Raw genomic sequence first — 17,675 nt, 5'->3', positions numbered from 1 at the left:
CGGCCCGCCGATGGTGTGGGCCACCTGCGGCCTTGATTCCGCACCTTGTGGCAATACCCAATGACCGCAACAGGCCACAAAACTGCGCCTGACCGTCGCAGGCGCGCTCAGACTGCTTTTGTGGCTGCGGCCTTCGCCAGTTCGCGTTCCAGATGCTTTTGTCCTTCGGCGCGCGGGCTGCTGAACCGCGCCAGCAACAGATAGGCCACTGGCGTCAGGAACAGCGTGGCCAGCGTGGCCAGCCCCAGCCCGCCCACCACGACCCAGCCCAGGGCCTCGCGGGCCTCGGCGCCGGGGCCGGCTGACAGCACCAAGGGCACGCCCCCCAGCACTGTGGATGTCATGGTCATCATCACGGGCCGCAGCCGGATGGTGGAGGCGCGCAAGATCGCATCATGCACATCCGCCCCTTCATCGCGCAACTGGTTGGCAAATTCGACAATCAGAATGCCGTTCTTGGCCATGATCCCGACCAACAGCACCAGCCCGATCTGCGAATAGATATTCAGACTGACGCCGGTGAACAGCAATGCAAACGCCGCGCAGGCCAGACCCAGCGGCACTGTGACCATGACCACAACTGCGGACACAAAACTTTCGAACTGCGCGGCCAGAACCAGAAACACAACCAGTATCGCAAATCCGAACACTATCAACAGCCCGGATGAGGTTTCATCCAGTGTTGCCGCCTCGGACAGCGGCAAAAGCCGTTCATTGGGGGGCAGGATTTCGGCGGCAAGGCGTTCGGCCTCGGCCAGTGCCGCGCCAAGGGGGAAACCGGGCGCAAGGCTGGCTGTGACCTGCACGGCGCGTTGCTGGCTTTCGCGGGTCAGTTGCGGGGCGGTGGCGCGTTCCTGCAGGCTGATGAATGTGGAAATCGGCAGGATCTGGCCACTGTCAGAGCGCACGAAACTTTGCTCCAGATCGCCGGGATCACGCACAGGGGTGCGGGTGGACAGCATCTGGATGTCATAACTGCGGTCATCGATAAACACACTGCCCAGGGTGCTGCCATCCAGCATGGCTTGCAGCGCTTCGGCCAGACCATCCAGATTGATGCCCAGATCGGATGCGCGTTCGCGGTCCACTTCGATGGACAGTTGCGGTTGCGTGGTTTCAAAATCCAGCCGGACCTGACCAAAGCGCGGATCGTCATTCATTCGGTCGACAAGGGCTTGGGCATTATCCGCCAGATCGTCGTAATTGCTGCCAAGTATGGCAAAGCGCAAGCCCTGCCCCGCGCCACGTATGCGCAGCGAATTGGGCTGGATTGCGAAGGCCCGCACCCCGATAATGCCGCGCAGGCCCGCATTGATCTGGGCTACGATTTCCTGCTGGCTGCGGTCGCGCTGGTCCCAGTCGGCCAGCGTCATAACCATGAACGCGCGGTTGTCGCCGCCGCCAAGGCCCACAATGGAAAACAGGTTCGTCACCTCGCCGGATTCGCGCAAGGGGGCAATGGTCGCCTCAATCTCTCGCACCTTGCTGTCGGTATATTCAATCGACACACCTTGTGGCGCGGTCACACTTAGCAGCGCTGCGCCACGGTCTTCCGGCGGGGTCAGTTCCTGTGGAATGGACTGCGCGGCAAACCAGCCCGATGCGGCGAACACAAGGGCTGCGCATATGACCACCGCAGGCATGGCCAGCGCGCGCGCAAGGATGACGTGATAGCGCCGTGCCAGCCAGTCGCCAAAGCGGGCAACCGGACCGGGGGCAGCGGGTGTGTCGGCCGACCGCAACAAACGGCTGGCCAGCACCGGACACAGCGTCAGCGCGACCACAGATGACAGCAAAACCGCCATGGCCAGCGTGAAGCCGAATTCCCGAAACAACCCGCCCGCCTGTCCGGGCAGGAATGACAGCGGGATGAACACGGCTGCAAGGGTGGCTGTTGTGGTCACCACCGCAAAGAAAACCTGCCTTGTGCCCAACACGGCGGCGGCACGCGCGCCCATGCCCTGCGCCCGCCTGCGCACAATATTTTCCAGCACGACAATCGCGTCGTCCACGACCATTCCGGTGGCCAGAACCAGCGCCAGCAGGGTCAGGATGTTGATGGAAAAGCCCACCAGATAGACAGCCGCTACAGTGCCGACCAAGGCAATCGGCAAGGTGACAGCCGGTATCAGCGTCGCGCGCGCATCGCGCAGGAACACATAGATTGTCGCCACAACAATCAGCAGGGCAATGGTCAGTGTCTTGACCACTTCGGTAATCGCCCCCCCCACGAATGTGGCCTCATCCGAGGTGACGAAAATGCGCACATCATCGGGCAGGATGCCCTGTAATTCCTCGACAATCGCGGTGACATTGCGCGAAATATCCAGCGTATTGCTTTGGGCCTGACGGATGATGCCCATGCCGATACCGGTTTCGCCATTGGCGCGCAGGATCGTCTCGCCCGGTGCAGGCCCCAGCGTAACGGATGCAACCTGACCCAACCGCACGTCATTGCGTAGCACCAGCGCTTCAAACGCTTCGGGGGTTTGGACATTGGCGGTGGTGCGGACCTGAATGCTCTGGCGTTCGTTCGACAATGACCCCGCAGGCACGTCAAAGGAGACATTGCGCAGCGCTGTGCGGATATCGGCAAGGTTCAGGCCCCGCGCGGCCAGTTCCAGCATGTCGATATCGACGCGGAAAATGGCATCGCGCGCGCCAAACACCTGCAAATCCGCGACACCGGGGGCGGAAATCAGGCGGTCCTCGACCAGATCCTCGACCAGTCGCGTCAGGTCCTGAACCGAGCGTGTGCGCGATGTCACGCTGATGCGCATGACCGCATCGGAATCGGAATCGGCCTTGATGATGCGCGGTTCACCCACGCCATCGGGCAGGGCATTGCGAATGCGCCCGATGGCGTCACGAATATCGGTTGCGGCCACGTCAATGTCGGTGGAGTCGCTGAATTCCGCGACAACCTGCGACCGCCCGAACCGCGAACTGGAGGAGATGCTTTGAACGCCCGCCACGCGCCCCACGCCCCCTTCAATGCGGCTGGTGATTTCGCGGTCAATGGTTTCCGGCCCTGCGCCGCTGAACTGGGTTGTGACCGTCACCACGGGCCGGTCGACATTCGGCAATTCGCGGACTTCCACGGCAAACAGGCCCGCCAGCCCCGCAATAACAATCAATGCGCTGAAGACAAACGCCAGAATGGGCCGCCTGACAAACAGGGCAATGCCCGATTGCGCAACCTTGCGCATCTCGGCATCGTCGTTGTGTTTGGGCATCTGACTTTCTGGCTGGATGCGGTCCATTCGATCACTCTTGCTAGATATCGGGGGGATTGTCTGGCTGTTCAGCGTCTTGCAGCGGGGTCTGCGCGATGTCGGTGTCGGTTGATGTGGCAGGCGCCGCGCGCATTTCCGCAATGTCGACTTCTGCACCGGGGCGCAGGTTTTGCACCCCTTCCAGCACAATGCGATCCCCGTCATCCAGATCGGCGCGCACCAGAACGGCATCGTCGCGGCGCTGGATGATGTCGATACCTTTGCGGCTTACGCGGTTTTCACTGTCCAGCGCCCAGACAAACGCACCGCCCCTGTCCCATTGAATGGCAAGCGGGTCGACAACCGGATGATATTCGCCGGGCAGGGGCATTGTAATGCGGAACGCCATGCCAGGCCGCAGGCGGTCGCCGTCATTGTCAATTTCGCCCTGAATGCGCAGGGTCCGGTTGCCCTGATCCACACGCGCGTCAATGGCGCGAACGCGCCCGTTCAGCACCTCATTGGGGCGTGACAACGGATTTGCGTCCAGTTCATCGCCAACATTCACCAGTCCGACGAAGCGTTCGGGCACATCGAAATTGACCAGCAACTGGCTGCGATCATCCAGCCGCACCAATTCGGTGTTGGGTGTCACCTGATTGCCCGCTTCAAGCGAGATTAGCCCGATCCAGCCGGAGACAGGCGCAGTGATCCGGCGGCGGCTTAGTTCCAGTTGGGCATCGCGCAGGTCAAGCTGGGCACGGCTTAGGGCAAGTTCGGCATCGTCGATTTGCACCTGTGTGGCCGATCCGCTGTCGCGCAGCTGGGCCACGCGCGCGGCGCGGGCCTCGGTGTCGCGCAGCCCCAGTTCAGCGCGCGCAAGCGCAAGTTGCTGAACATCGGAATTTAGTTGCGCGATTACGGTGCCCTGTTCCACCCATTCGCCAGATGACACGGTAACCTCTTCCAGTGTGCCTGCGACCTCGGAACTTAGCGTCACGCTGCGCAAGGCCTGCGCCGTGCCGATTGCCACCAGTCGACCACCCGCGCTTGCGGTCACAACCTCTTGCGCGATAACGCGGGTTGCGCCGCCCTGAAATTGCGGCCCGCGCGCGGCATTGTCCCCGTTTGCATCAGGAATTGGCAAACCCGCCGCGCGCATGGGCGCAAGCAGGCCGACACGGTCCAAAACAGGGTGGGAAGATGGCAGGAATACAGCCCAACCCACGAGTCCGAAACCTGTCAGCAGAAGGCAAATCGCTGCCCCGGTGATCCATGTTCGCACTGATCTACCCCGTTTTGCATTATTGGTGCTGTATACAAGTTAAGTTGATTGCTTGCCAAGAAAAGGAACCTGCGCGCGCAACACAGTTTGGTTATGGGCTGATATTCAGGACAGCGGGCGGCAATTCGGGCGTTTTGATGCAAATATCACCGTTTTCCTGATGCTAGAGGCGTCTTGCAGCCTGCAAGGTCCGTAACTTGGGTGAATGAATGTCCAGATTATCTCTTAATACGAGAATGCGGAGATTTCTGTTTTTATGCAACTGTCATGCAGTTTCTTATCATTTAGGCTGAATGCAACGACATACAGCGCAGATACAGTCAAGAAATTCGGCATCAGCGTGCTTTTTGCCGCAATAGCGTGCTGAAAACTTATATATGGAACGCAAATTTTCCTTGATATGAGCCGCGGTGCAGAGTTCATATGCCCTCGAAGTCTCAATATGAGAGATTTCTGGAGGTTGCGCAGCGTTCCACGCCGCGCTTGCAGGGAGAGAGATATGAAATATTACGTCGCAGGGCTTGCGGCGACACTGACCTTCGGTGCGGTCGGTGTGGCGCAGGCGCAAATGGTCGGGATCGCGACATCGAACCCCGGCTCGATTTTCCACAATATCGGGACCGCCGTTGCCAATGCCGCGAACGAGGCGGGGTTGAACGCGACCATCCAGCCCGCAACAAGCCCCAACCAGTTCATCCCGCTTGTTGCCTCGGGCGGGATAGAATTCGGTGTCGCCAACTTGCAGGAGGTGAATTACGCGCTTGAAGGGCAAGAATGGTTTTCAGGCAATGCCAACCCCGATTTGCGCGTTGCAACCCTGATCATGCCCTTGGTCGAGGCGATTTTCGTGCGCGCGGATTCCGACATTATGACACATGCGGATCTGCGTGGCCTGCCGATGGTGGACGGCTATACCGCGCAGCAGACCATCCTGCCGCAACTGGATGCGATTTACGCCACCGAAGGCATGAGCCGCGCTGATATGGTGGCAGTGAATGTGCCGTCGGTCGTGGCCGGTGCCGATGCCTTCATCGCAGGCGAGGCGGCGGGCTTCATCTTCGCGCATGGTGCGGGCAAGGTGCGCGAAGCGGACGCCGCAGTGGGCGGCTTGCGCGCGCTGACGGTGGAACCCACTGACGAAAACCTTGCCGTGGCGCGTGAACACTGGCCGGTGGCCTTCTTCCATTTTCTTGAAGCGGGCTCCATGCCCGGCGTGACCGAGGATGGCTGGTATTTCGCCTATCCGCAGCTGGTGTTCACACATGCGAATGCGCCCGATGATGTGGTGTACGAAATGGTCAAGGCCATTGCGGAAGGCACGGAAACCTTGCGCGCGACATTCCCGCCATTCGGCGCATTTGATCCGCAGGAACACATGGTCGGTGATATTGGCGTCAGCGAATACCACCCCGGTGCAATCCGGTATTTCCGCGAAGCGGGCCTGTGGCAGGATTAAGGACACCTGATGTTGCACAACCCTGACGGAAAGACCGCCTTGCGCGGTCTTTCCCCCGCCATTTGGCGGCCTGCCGCGAATACCCTTGCTGCATGCCTGACGCTTGTTGCCGTGGCGTGGGCGCTGGGTGTGCCGCGTATGTTGGGCATTGCCTATTATCCGCAGCAGTTGATGGCGGTCATTCTGGGGCTGGCCATGCCGGTCGCCTATCTGGCGCTGCCCATGCGGCGCGGGTTCGCGCGGGAATATGTGCCATGGTGGGACGTGGGCGCGGCCGTGGCTTCCATGGGGGTGGTCGCCTATGTCGTGGTAAATTACCCTGATATGGTCAATTTCATCTTCTTTCGCAGGCCGGAAATCTGGATTCCGGGTGTGGTTGTCATTGTGCTGCTGCTGGAGGCGCTGCGCCGTGCAACGGGATGGGCGCTGGTCATCATCATATCGACATTTCTGGCCTATGCCCTGTTTGCCAATATGGTGCCGGGGCGTCTGGCCGGGCGGCAGCAGTCAATCGAGGTTCTGGGCGGATATATGGCGCTGGACTCGAACGGCATTCTGGGCATTCCGATGGCTGTTGCGGCGACCGTTGTGGTGGCGTTCATTCTGTTTGGCCGCTTGCTGGAAACGACCGGCGGGTCGCAGTTTTTCACAGATGCCGCGCTTCTGGTGATGGGCCGGTTTCGGGGGGGCGCGATGAAGATCGCGGTGCTGGCCTCTGGCCTGTTCGGGTCGATATCAGGGTCTGCGGTGGCGAATGTGGCGGGAACGGGCGTCATTACCATTCCCATGATCAAGCGCGACGGCTACCCCGCCCACAAGGCGGGCGCGATTGAGGCGGTTGCGTCCACGGGCGGACAGTTGATGCCGCCTGTCATGGGCGCGGCGGCGTTTTTGATGGCGGAATTTCTGGCCGTTCCCTACACGATGATCGTGATGGCCGCGTTGATACCGGCGCTTTTGTATTACGTTGCATTGTTCATTCAGGCCGATCTGGAAGCCGCAAAACTGAATATCGCGCCGGTGCCCAAATCCGAAATTCCCGCCCCGCGCGATGTGGCGTCAGGGGTGCATTTCCTGTTTGCCTTCGGATTGCTGATTACAATGCTGTTCGTCTTCAACTGGTCGCCCGAGAAGGCCGCGATGCTGGCGGCGCTGTCGGTGGTCATCTCGGCGCTTGTGTTCGGCTATCGCAGGAAACGCCCTGCGCTGGGCACGATTTTCGCGTCACTGCACACAACCGGCGCGGCGGTCATCGAAATCATCCTGATTTCGGCGGCATCCGGTCTGGTGATCGGGGTGCTGAATGTCACAGGGCTTAGTTTCAACCTGACTTATGCGCTGGTGCAGATTGGCGCGGGCAATATGTTTGCGTTGCTGGGCCTGTCGGCGCTGGTGTGTATTGTGCTGGGCATGGGGTTGCCCACGTTGGGCGTGTATGTGTTGCTGGCGGCGCTTGTCGCGCCTGCGCTGATTCAGGTGGGCGTGGAACCGATTGCGGCACATCTGTATGTTCTGTATTTCGGGATGATGTCGATGATTACGCCGCCCATTGCGATGGCTGCGTTCGCGGCGGCCAGTATTGCGCGCGCGCCTGCCATGGCCACAGGGTTCGCGGCCATGCGCTTTGGCTGGCTGGCCTATGTTATTCCGGTGCTGTTCGTATTCTCGCCCAGCCTGCTGATGATCGGCGAGGGCACACATATCGCGCTGGCGGCGCTGACGGCGGTGATCGGGGTTTGGTTGATATCGGCGGCATTGGCCGGATATCTGGCGGACCGCCTGTCATTGGCGTTGCGCATGGCTTTTGCAATGTTCGGGGCTATGGCGCTGGTGCCTGCGGGCATGTTCGCGGGCGCAATCTATAGTGACATTGCCGGTGTTTGCGGGGGGCTGGCGCTGATTGGCTGGAATTTCGCGCGCGCCCGCCGCAACGTGATGAAGGAAGCATAATGTCTGGTCAAAGCAGTCTGGAGAAGCTGATTGCCATTCTGGACCTGTTCACAGAGGACCATCTGGAATGGACGCCGGATGCGCTGATCAAGGCCACCGGCTATGCGCGCCCGACCCTGTATCGTTATCTGAAAACGATGAAAGAGGCGGGCTTGCTGACATCCCTGCCGGGGGCTGGCCTGACCTTGGGGCCGCGTGTGGTGGAAATGGATTACCTGATGCGCAAATCCGACCCGTTGGTGCATCATGGCAGGCCCTATCTGGAAGACCTGACCGCGACATGGCCCGCAACGGCGTTGCTGGTGCGCTGGTACGGGCGGCGGCTGTTGTGCATCGACAGCGAAGTGTCGACGCCAGACCCGCTGTCCAGCTATCCGCGCGGGCGACCCATGCCGCTGGCGCGCGGGGCGATTTCGCGGTCAATCATGGCGTTTTTGCCGCGCAAGACGATGATGGCCATGATCGAAGAAAACCTGTCCGACCTGCACAGTATCGGGCTGGGTGCGACCCCGCCGGAAATTGCCGAAAGCATGAAACAGGTCCGCAAACAGGGCTATGCCATCGCCTATGGCGAGGTGACGCCGGGGGTGGTTGGCATTGCCGCGCCAGTGTTCGACGCGGCCAGCACACCCATTGCCAGCCTGTGCATGACGATCGCGGGCAATGTCATTGCCAGCGACAAGCTGGACCAGATCAGCAACCGCATCCGGCATTGCGCGGATGAAATCAGCGACAAACTGGGACGGACCCGCGCGAGTGATGCGGATCTGGCGGGCGAGGATGGGCCGCTGCAACCCGTGGCAAGCAAGGAACGGAAAACGAAATGAATATCGCAAAGCACTATATCAACGGGGAATGGGTGGCAGAAGGGCCGCTTGGCGACAGTATCAACCCGGCGACCGGGGCCGTCATGGGCCAGTATCACGCGGGCAGTGCCGCCTTGGCACATGATGCGGCAACCCATGCGCGCGCGGCATTTTTCGGCACCAACTGGCAGACTTCGCCGCGCCAGCGCGCCAATGTCCTGTTCCAGTTTGCCGACCGGCTGGAAGCCGCTATCGACGACCTTGCCGCGCTTATTGTTGCGGAGAATGGCAAGCTGATGTCCGAGGCCCGCGGCGAAATGATGGGCTCGATCTCGGAAATCCGGTATTACGGGGGGCTGGCGCGTGCCATCCTTGGCCGCACATTCGAGGCCACACCGGGCAGTTTCTCGATCATGCATCGCGAAGCGGCAGGGGTGGCCGCAATTATTGTGCCGTGGAATGCGCCTGTCACGCTGCTGGTGCGGTCACTGGGGCCAGCGCTTGCGGCGGGGTGCACCTGCGTCATCAAGCCCGCACATCAGACGCCGCTGATCCATCAGCGTGTGATGGAATGTCTGGCTGATTGTCCGGACCTGCCTGCGGGTGTTGTGAATTCGGTCAATGAAAACGGCGCGGAGGTCGGGCAGGCGCTGGTGGCTTCTGATGCTGTTGATGTCATCAGCTTTACCGGATCATCCGCGACGGGCCGCCATATCATGGCAGGGGCCGCGCCAACCCTGAAACGCGTGGGGCTGGAACTGGGCGGCAAGGCGCCTGCTGTCGTGTTCGCGGATGCCGATCTTGACCGCAGCGTGGCCGAACTGACGCGCGCGGCAGTGATGATGGCGGGGCAAATCTGTGTCGCGGCCACGCGGTTCCTTGTTCATGACAGTATTCTGGACGATTTTACCGCGCGCGCGGTCGCGGCCTTCGGGGCGGTGAAAACCGGCCCCGGTTCGGACACTGCAAGCCAGATGGGCGCATTGATCGACAAGACCAGCGAGGCGCGGATATTGCGCCTGATCGAACAGGCCGGTGACGAGGGCAAGATGCTGCTGCGCGGTGCCCAGCCGGGCGGCGATCTGGCCAAAGGCGCATTTGTGACGCCGACATTGTTTCAGATCGATGACCTGCAATCGCCGCTGGTGCAGGAAGAACTGTTCGGCCCCATCGTCTCGGTCGAGGGGTTCAGCACCGAAGAACAGGCCGTGCAGATGGCCAATGCCACTGTCTATGGACTTGCAGCATCGGTGCATACCCGCGATCTGGACCGCGCCATGCGGGTCAGTCGGGCCATTCGGGCGGGCACGGTGTGGCTGAACTGCCATTCGCGCCTGTTCGCCGAAGGGGAAACCGGCGGCTATGGCCAATCCGGTCTGGGGCGGTTGCACGGCGTCGAGGGGCTGAACGACTTTCTGGAAACCAAGCATATCTATCTTGAACAAGGCACCCTGCCGCAGGGTTTGAACACATGAATGAACAGAATTTTGACGTTGTAATCAACGGTGGCGGGCCGGTGGGCATGGCGCTGGCGATTGATCTTGCGCAACGCGGGCACCGGATTGCCGTTGTGGAACGCTATGCGAAACCGCAACCTGTGCCCAAAGGCCAGAACCTGACACAGCGCACGATGGAGCATTTTGACTTCTGGGGGTGTGAACAGGAATTGCGCGCCGCGCGACTGGTGCCCCGCGATTACGGGATTGGCGGGCTGAATACCTATGGCGCACTGTTGTCGGGGTGGCATTATGATTTCATGCAACGTGAAATGGTGCGCCCCTATTATGACCGCGACAACGAACGCCTGCCCCAATACCGCACCGAAGCGGTGCTGCGCGCAAGGGCTGCCCAACTGGACGGCATTACCGTGTTTTACGGCTGGTCGGGCAAAGCACTGACACAAGGCGCAGATACCGCAGAACTGGTCATCACGCATCATAAGGGCGAACAGCCGGATCAATGCCTTCGCGCCCGCTATGTTGTGGGCTGTGATGGCAGCCGGTCAATGGTGCGCGATGCGGCGGGAATTTCGGAGACGAGGCGCGACCATGCAATGAAAATGGTGCTGCTGGTTTTCCGGTCGCGGGAATTGCATGAATTGCTGACGGTCTTTCCCGACAAGCAGCTGTATAATGTGCTGCATCCCGACCTGAAGGGGTATTGGCAGTTTTTCGGGCGGGTTGATCTGGGGGAAAGCTGGTTTTTCCACGCACCGGTTCCACAGGAAACGACTGTCGACAACTATGACTTCGCAGCCCATCTGCACCGTGCTGTCGGCAAGGCATTCGCGGTTGAATTCGACTATATCGGGTTTTGGGATCTGCGCATTGCGATCGCAGACCAGTATCGTGCGGGCAATGCGTTCATTGCAGGTGATGCCGCCCATAGCCACCCGCCCTATGGCGGCTATGGCATCAATACCGGTTTTGAGGATGCGCGCAATCTGGCGTGGAAACTGCATGCGGCGCTGTCAGGGTGGGGCGGGGACCGGTTGCTGGACAGCTATGATGCGGAACGCAGGCCGGTTTTTGCATCAACCGCGCGCGATTTCATCGAGAATTTCATCGAGGATGACCGCGCCTTTCTGGAACGCTACAACCCTGACCGCAATCTGGAAGAATTCAGGGCGGCATGGAATGCGCGCGCCAAGGGGGCACCGGAAGTCAACGCGTTTGAACCGAATTATCGAGGCTCTCCTATTGTGGTGGGCGGGCCGGCAGGGCAACCCAGCGCGAAGGGCAGCCATGTGTTTGATGCGCGTGCAGGCCACCACCTGCCGCCGCGCATGCTGTCGGACGGACACAGCGTCTTTGCCCGACTGGGGCGTGATTTCACGCTGATTGCGCTGGATATGGAAGATGCGGAAGTGACAAGGATTTGCGCCGCCGCCGACAAGGCTGGCGTGCCGCTGGAGGTCATTCGGGACAGTTGGGCGGAGGACCGCCGCGATTGGGCGCATCGCATGATCCTTGTGCGCCCCGACCATTTTGTTGCCTGGGCGGGCGACAACGGGCGCGACGGGGCAGATGCCCTGGCGGTGGCAGTGGGCGCATAGCCCGCTGCCACCGCCCCCCTCCGCCTATTCGGCAGTCCATGTGCGCGCAGACCCTGTCCGTTTGAAGGGGGCATGTCGGTCCCCGCCACAATAGGGTGCCCATGCCAGCAGATTCATAAGGATAGACCGGATGCGACATAAATTTCTTGCAGTGACCTTGGCCTGCGTTCTTGCTGTGGTCCCGTTTCCGGGGCAGACGCCCATGGCGCAGGCGCGCACCGCGATCGAAGGGGCCGTCCCGCACCCGATGGTGCCCTTGCCTGCTGACGGGTATATTACGCGCGATGAATTCACCGATTTCGTAGAACTGGAATTTCCTGCTTCGGCAGGGGACCGGCGCAGCGGGTTTGAGGACACCTTGCCCGTCGCGGGGGCCTACCGGCAGGTGGAATACACACTTGGCGATCTGGAACTGTCGCTGTTGCGTCTGTATCGCAGCTACCTGCAGCACTTTGAAAGTAACGACTTCGAGGTGATTTTCACAGGCATCGGCGAAGAGCTTAGCAATCGCGACGGGTTCAGCTTTATTTCACATGAAAGCGGCTTTCTGTCGCGCACCCCCAGCACGGCGGGCGACAGCAACGCTTATATCCTTGCGCGCAGCCCGGACGAACAGACCGTTCTTGCCATATCCTTCTTCAGCCGCCAGAACGCGCGCCGCATGATGATCAATGCTGTCGAGATTGAAGACATGGAACTGCTGGACCTGTTTGCGCCCGAACCTGAGGCGGCCCCCGAACCTGAACCCGAAGAAGAACAACCAGTGGAATTGGTGCAGCAGGATGCGACGGAACTGGAAACCGGCCTGCTGCAGGACGGGCGCGTTATTGTGAATGCCATTCTGTTTGAATTTGACCGCGCGGAAATTCTGCCGGAATCGGCGCAGGCGCTGGAAACGGTGTCCGAATTGATGCGCACACGTCCCGCGTTGAAGCTGCTTGTCGTGGGGCATACGGACGGCGTGGGCAGTTTCGACTATAACCTGCGCCTGTCGGTAGAACGCGCACAGGCGGTGGTTGCATGGCTTGGCGGGCATGGCGGCATTGATGCGGGGCGTCTGCGCGCCGCAGGTGCCGGTCCCATGTCGCCGGTAACCACCAATCGCACCGAATCCGGTCGCGCGCAGAACCGGCGGGTCGAGTTGGTCGAAATCATCGAATAGCCCTATATTTGCGCAGGTTGCGCGTAAATTTTGATCATCGGTCGGGGGCAGGGCGCATCGCAACCTGCCCCCGGTTTTTCGCGTGATCACAAGCGCGTGTCATGCATGACGGCGCTTGCGCATTTTGTCTCCCCCCCTCTGAACGAAGGGGGCGGTCCTGCTATACTTTTGCAAACAAATCTGATTGCCTTGCACCGGATGAATAATTTCCGGTGCAATATCAGGAGGTGACGAATGAAACAGGCGCCGCGACTATGGGCATGCGCAGCGGTCCTGCTGACAAGCTGGCCGGCATTTGCCGACATGCCGGTCCTGACAATTACGGGCGCAATTGACGGCGAAGTGGCGTCCCTGACCCTGAACGAATTGCGCGAGCTGCCGCAGCACCAATTGACGACATCAACCACTGTGACAGATGGCACGCCCGAATTCACAGGTTTCCTGATGCGCGACTTGCTGGCCGCTGTTCAGGCGCAAGGCGATACGGTTGTCGCTTATGCGATGAATGATTACCGCATGGAAATACCCGTTTCTGATTTCCACGATTTTGACGTTCTGGGTGCATTGTCAATGGATGGCGCGCCCTTGAACCCGCGTGACAAGGGGCCTGTGTGGATTGTCTACCCCCGCGACAACCACCGCGAATTGCAAGATATCCGGTTTGACACACGCTGGGTCTGGCAGCTTGTCTCGTTACATGTGGAATGACGGATATGGACGCCAGAACCGCGCAAAACCAGTGGGCGCAATATGCGCCATTCCTGCCGGTTTTGCTGGTGTTTCTGGGGTCTTTGGTGTTCGCGCTGGCAAAATCATCCGCGCTGGAACGTGACATGCGTATTGCCGCAACGCAGAATATGCTGTGGGTCGTCACCCAGACCCAGATGGAGGTGCTGGCCCTGACGCTTGCAGTGGGCCGGCCGGACCGTGACGATGCACAGATTTCGCAACGCTTTGATCTGACACTTTCGCGGATGAACCTGCTGATGGAAGGCCCGCAAGCGCGCTATCTGGAAGATATCGGACATCTTCAGGCGGTTCAGGACATGTCAGCGGCATTGCTGTCGCTTGATCCGCTGGAGTTGGGCCATAGTCCGGACTTGCACGCAGCACTGTTCGCCTTGGGGCAGGACTTGCATCCGCAGATCAACCGCATCGCCAATGATGTGATGACCCGCGATTGGGACAAATCGGCCGCGCGGCTGGACGCCTATCGTGCGACGCAGCGGCTGATCATTATCGCCGTGTCCTGTGCGTTTCTGGCTGCGCTGGCAATCACATGGGTGCTGCTGCGCAACCAGCGCCGCCTGCACATGACCGCGCTGGAACATATGCGCGCGGCCAATCTTCTGGAACAGGAACGCGATGTGTCTGCGATGTATCGTGATTTCGCCGCCATCGTTTCACACCAGATGCGCACCCCCCTTAGCCTGATCGACAGTTCCATGCACCGTCTTGCGCGCATGGGGGACAATGTCGCCGCAAGTGATGTTGACCAACGCCGCAAGATTGTCGGCGATGCGGTGGGCCGTTTGACGCGTTTGGTGGATACGGTCCTGTTGCTGGCCAAGCTGGACAATGACCAGTTGAAGGCGCGGTTCATGCCCCTTGCGATGGACCAGATTGTGCAATCCATAATGGACGAGGCCCAGTCACGCCACCCGCACAGAACGATGCGCCTGTCATGTTCGGACGGCGCGATTGTTGCGCGCGGGGATCGCCACCTTGTCGGGCATATCATCGACAACCTGTTGTCCAATGCCCTGAAATACAGCCCAGCCGAAAGCGCCGTTGAATTGCGTGTCTTCGCGCAGGGAAACGACGTGGCCTGCGCGGTCACGGATCAGGGGCAGGGGATCGCGGCGCAAGACCAGCCCTATCTGTTCAACAGGTATTTTCGCGGCGCGGATGGGGACACACTCCAGACGGGACAGGTAACGGGGCAGGTATCAGGACAGGGAACAGGGTTGGGGCTGGCGCTGGCGCATGAGCTTGCGCAACTGCAAGGCGGGCGCATCAGTTTCGAGACATGGCCAGGCAAAGGGTCGGTGTTCACCCTGTGGCTGCCAGCCATGAAGAAAAGGGGGGAATATGCAAGTTGACGAACCGCCGTTAATTTTGTGTTGCGAAGATGAACCGCAGCTGCTGCGCGATATATCGGACGAGTTGCAGGGCGCAGGCTACCGTGTGATCGAGGCGCGCAATGGCGCGGAACTTCTGGCGCGGCTTGAAACCTGCACCCCAGACCTGCTGCTATGCGACATAATGATGCCGGGTGTGGACGGATATGGCGTTCTGGCGCGGTTTCGCAGGGATTATCCCGCCCTTGCGCATGTGCCGCTTGTGTTCCTGTCGGCGTTGTCGATGACTGATGCCGTGATCCGTGGCAAACGCGCGGGCGCCGATGACTACCTGACCAAACCCATCGATTATGAATTGCTGCTGTCCACCATAGAGGCACGCCTTCGTCAGAGTGCGCAGGCGCGCGCCGGAATTGCGCGGACGGCGGGAATTGGCCTGCATCTGTTCAACACGCTGGCATTCGGGGTTCTGGTCTTTACACCGGATGCTGTTCTACTGACCAAAAATCCTGCCGCAAAATGCCTGATGGCCGCCTGCGATGGGCAGGCCATTCTTGACGCGCTGGCCGATCCTGTCAGGCGCATGGGGGCGGGTGCGCGCAATGGCGTCGAGGACAGTCTGGCGCTGCTGCTGGATGACGCATTGGCGCGGATGGCACAGGTGCATGCCTGCCCCAGTGATCCGGAATTGGGCACATCGGCCATGGTGGTTGTCTTTCTGACCGATCCGGCCACGCGCGCGCCATTATCCGCGCATACATTGGAAGCCATGTTCGCCCTGACCCCGACAGAAGCGCGTGTCGCACGCTATCTGGCCTTCGGGTGCCGCCCTGACGAGATTGCGCGCGAAATGGACATAGCCCCCACCACAGTCGCCTTTCACCTGCGCAACACGTTCGGCAAGACGGGCACCCACCGGCAGGCTGATCTTGTGGCGCTGCTGCTGTCGCTTCCGGTGCATAACAGGGATTAGGGCGCGCTGCGCGACTGGAATCCGGTGCAGGCTGCCCTGGCTGCCCTGGCCAGCCCACCTGTTTGGACGGGGCCGTGCCTGGCTGCGGGCGCTATTGTGCAGGTGGTCAGGCAAGCGCAAGCGCATCGCCTGCCCGCCCCGAAGCGCCAACCGGCAGAAAGGCAATTTGCAATGTGGGATTTTTCATTTCGTCGCGGGATCGGTCTGATGGTGCAGACACTTCCTTTCGTGTTGTTGCGCATGGCGGTCTATTTCGGGGCCGCATTGGCCTATGTGCTGGTCACCGGCACTGGCGCGGGTATCGGCTGGGGAATTGGTGCACTGGGCGATGAGGGGTTTCGCGCCTCGGCCACGTTTTTCGGCGGGCTGACCGGTTTCGGGATCGTGCTGATCGTCATGTACTGGCTGCGTGAATACATCCTGTATATGGTCAAGGCAGGCCATATTGCGGTCATGGTGGAACTGATCGACAACCGCCCCATGCCCGAAGGGCGCAGCCAGATCGGCCATGCGCAAGCCATGGTGCGCGAACGCTTCGGCGAGGCCAGCGTGCTGTTTGTCATCGACCAGCTGATCAAGGGCGTTTTGCGCGCCATCACCGGACTGATCCGCGGGGTTTTCACCTTGCTGCCTATTCCGGGCGTGCGCCAGCTGATCACCATTTTGCGCGCCTTCCTGCGCGTGGCTGTGGGCTTCATTGATGAGGTGATTCTGGCCTATGGCATGCGCACGCGGGCAACAGACCCCTATGCCTCGGCGCGGGCGGCGCTGGTGCTGTATGCGCAAAACTACAAACCCATGCTGAAGAATGCGGCGTGGATCACGCTGTTTGTTTACGGGCTGATGGCGGTGCTGTTTTTCATCATGCTGGCGCCTGCGGCTTTGATCAGCAACCTTTATCCTGGCGGCATGTCGGCCATGGGCATCGTGATTGCCTTCATTCTGGCATGGTCGGTCAAACAGGCCGTGCTGGAACCACTGGCGGTGGCCTGCCTGTTGCAAGCCTATTTCCGCACGATCGAAGGGCAGGTTCCCAACCCTGAATGGGACGCCAAACTTGACGGGATGTCCGCCAAATTCAAGCAGCTTAAATCCCGCGCCATGCCCAAGGGACAGGCACAAACGCCCTGAAATATCCGGCGTGGTCAACGGGTCCCCCCATTGCATTGCGGGCAATCGGGGGTATTGATGACATGCGCGCGCCCTTTGTATTGCTGTTGTATCTTCTGTGTCATGCAACTGTCACATTGGGGGGGTAAGCAGCGAGTGAAGCAGAAGGACCTTTGGCATGAAACCGCATACGCTTTCGTCTTTTGACCGTGATCTGGACGCGATCCGCCTGAATGTTCTGACGATGGGTGGTCAGGTCGAGGATGCGATCCTGAACGCGTCGCGGGCGCTGGAAGGGCGGGACGAGGATCTGGCGGCGCAGGTTGTGCAGGGCGACAAGCTGATTGACGCCTCGGAGGAGGAGATCAACGCGCAGGTGGTGCGGCTTCTGGCGTTGCGCCAGCCGCAGGCCGATGATTTGCGCGCCGCCGTGGCAGTGATGAAGATGGCGGGCGAGCTGGAGCGTCTGGGCGATTACGCCAAGAACATGGCCAAGCGCGTGCCGGTGCTGATTGCGGCGCCTGTGATTGACGGTGCGGCGGGCGCGTTGCGGCGGCAGTCGCGGCTGGTGGGCCAGATGCT

At 60.5% G+C, this 17,675-nt stretch carries 13 protein-coding genes; 11 read left to right on the top strand and 2 right to left on the bottom strand.

From position 1 onward, the window contains the following. Positions 1-107: 107 nt before the first annotated feature. Together ACTIE1_RS16230 and ACTIE1_RS16225 are read right to left on the bottom strand one after the other, a co-directional pair. Positions 108-3,236: an efflux RND transporter permease subunit gene (locus ACTIE1_RS16230; protein WP_439563491.1), complete on the bottom strand. Its 3,129-nt coding sequence runs from the start codon at positions 3,234-3,236 to the stop codon at positions 108-110. A 40-nt stretch (positions 3,237-3,276) separates the two neighbouring features. Then, entirely contained in the window at positions 3,277-4,443 is a 1,167-nt protein-coding gene (locus ACTIE1_RS16225; RefSeq protein WP_439562138.1) for an efflux RND transporter periplasmic adaptor subunit, read from the bottom strand. Positions 4,444-4,999: 556 nt separating this feature from the next. Between ACTIE1_RS16225 and ACTIE1_RS16220 the strand changes: the two genes are divergently transcribed. The 11 genes from ACTIE1_RS16220 to ACTIE1_RS16170 all read left to right on the top strand — a co-directional run. Next, positions 5,000-5,956 (top strand): TAXI family TRAP transporter solute-binding subunit, encoded by a 957-nt coding sequence (locus ACTIE1_RS16220; RefSeq protein ID WP_439562139.1) that lies wholly within the window; start codon positions 5,000-5,002, stop codon positions 5,954-5,956. 9 nt (positions 5,957-5,965) lie between these two features. Next, positions 5,966-7,906 (top strand): TRAP transporter permease, encoded by a 1,941-nt coding sequence (locus ACTIE1_RS16215; RefSeq protein WP_439562140.1) that lies wholly within the window; start codon positions 5,966-5,968, stop codon positions 7,904-7,906. Further along, complete coding sequence (locus tag ACTIE1_RS16210) at positions 7,906-8,733, top strand: IclR family transcriptional regulator (protein WP_439562141.1); 828 nt, start codon at positions 7,906-7,908, stop codon at positions 8,731-8,733. Before ACTIE1_RS16215 ends, ACTIE1_RS16210 begins: the two co-directional genes overlap by 1 nt. Further along, complete coding sequence (locus tag ACTIE1_RS16205) at positions 8,730-10,187, top strand: aldehyde dehydrogenase family protein (RefSeq protein WP_439562142.1); 1,458 nt, start codon at positions 8,730-8,732, stop codon at positions 10,185-10,187. The genes ACTIE1_RS16210 and ACTIE1_RS16205 overlap by 4 nt, the downstream gene beginning before the upstream one ends. Beyond that, positions 10,184-11,767 carry an FAD-dependent monooxygenase gene (locus tag ACTIE1_RS16200; protein WP_439563490.1) on the top strand — a complete coding sequence of 528 codons (1,584 nt, stop codon included), beginning with the start codon at positions 10,184-10,186 and terminating at the stop codon, positions 11,765-11,767. Before ACTIE1_RS16205 ends, ACTIE1_RS16200 begins: the two co-directional genes overlap by 4 nt. Before the next feature lie 130 nt (positions 11,768-11,897). Continuing rightward, a complete protein-coding gene (locus ACTIE1_RS16195; protein WP_439562144.1) occupies positions 11,898-12,929 on the top strand; it encodes an OmpA family protein in 1,032 nt (343 codons plus the stop codon). A gap of 234 nt (positions 12,930-13,163) precedes the next feature. After that, positions 13,164-13,637: a molybdopterin-dependent oxidoreductase gene (locus ACTIE1_RS16190; protein WP_439562145.1), complete on the top strand. Its 474-nt coding sequence runs from the start codon at positions 13,164-13,166 to the stop codon at positions 13,635-13,637. Between the two features lie 5 nt (positions 13,638-13,642). Beyond that, entirely contained in the window at positions 13,643-15,031 is a 1,389-nt protein-coding gene (locus ACTIE1_RS16185; protein WP_439562146.1) for a sensor histidine kinase, read from the top strand. After that, positions 15,021-15,983 (top strand): response regulator, encoded by a 963-nt coding sequence (locus ACTIE1_RS16180; RefSeq protein WP_439562147.1) that lies wholly within the window; start codon positions 15,021-15,023, stop codon positions 15,981-15,983. Before ACTIE1_RS16185 ends, ACTIE1_RS16180 begins: the two co-directional genes overlap by 11 nt. Before the next feature lie 171 nt (positions 15,984-16,154). Then, on the top strand, positions 16,155-17,114 hold the full coding sequence (locus tag ACTIE1_RS16175) for a hypothetical protein (RefSeq protein WP_439562148.1): 960 nt from the start codon (positions 16,155-16,157) through the stop codon (positions 17,112-17,114). Between the two features lie 157 nt (positions 17,115-17,271). After that, the coding region (locus tag ACTIE1_RS16170; protein ID WP_439563489.1) for a phosphate signaling complex PhoU family protein at positions 17,272-17,675 on the top strand (404 nt) is incomplete at its 3' end.

Source organism: Roseinatronobacter sp. (assembly GCF_051859525.1).
In the GTDB taxonomy this organism is placed as follows: Bacteria; Pseudomonadota; Alphaproteobacteria; order Rhodobacterales; family Rhodobacteraceae; genus Roseinatronobacter.
The sequence above is the reverse complement of the archived record's forward strand: the minus strand, read 5'-3'. Positions and strand labels throughout refer to the sequence as shown.

Coding starts and splice junctions, on each gene's coding strand:
- ACTIE1_RS16230 (WP_439563491.1), bottom strand. CDS start 3,236: ATGCCCAAACACAACGACGATGCCGAGATGCGCAAGGTTGCGCAATCG.
- ACTIE1_RS16220 (WP_439562139.1), top strand. CDS start 5,000: ATGAAATATTACGTCGCAGGGCTTGCGGCGACACTGACCTTCGGTGCG.
- ACTIE1_RS16215 (WP_439562140.1), top strand. CDS start 5,966: ATGTTGCACAACCCTGACGGAAAGACCGCCTTGCGCGGTCTTTCCCCC.
- ACTIE1_RS16210 (WP_439562141.1), top strand. CDS start 7,906: ATGTCTGGTCAAAGCAGTCTGGAGAAGCTGATTGCCATTCTGGACCTG.
- ACTIE1_RS16205 (WP_439562142.1), top strand. CDS start 8,730: ATGAATATCGCAAAGCACTATATCAACGGGGAATGGGTGGCAGAAGGG.
- ACTIE1_RS16200 (WP_439563490.1), top strand. CDS start 10,184: ATGAATGAACAGAATTTTGACGTTGTAATCAACGGTGGCGGGCCGGTG.
- ACTIE1_RS16195 (WP_439562144.1), top strand. CDS start 11,898: ATGCGACATAAATTTCTTGCAGTGACCTTGGCCTGCGTTCTTGCTGTG.
- ACTIE1_RS16190 (WP_439562145.1), top strand. CDS start 13,164: ATGAAACAGGCGCCGCGACTATGGGCATGCGCAGCGGTCCTGCTGACA.
- ACTIE1_RS16185 (WP_439562146.1), top strand. CDS start 13,643: ATGGACGCCAGAACCGCGCAAAACCAGTGGGCGCAATATGCGCCATTC.
- ACTIE1_RS16180 (WP_439562147.1), top strand. CDS start 15,021: ATGCAAGTTGACGAACCGCCGTTAATTTTGTGTTGCGAAGATGAACCG.
- ACTIE1_RS16175 (WP_439562148.1), top strand. CDS start 16,155: ATGTGGGATTTTTCATTTCGTCGCGGGATCGGTCTGATGGTGCAGACA.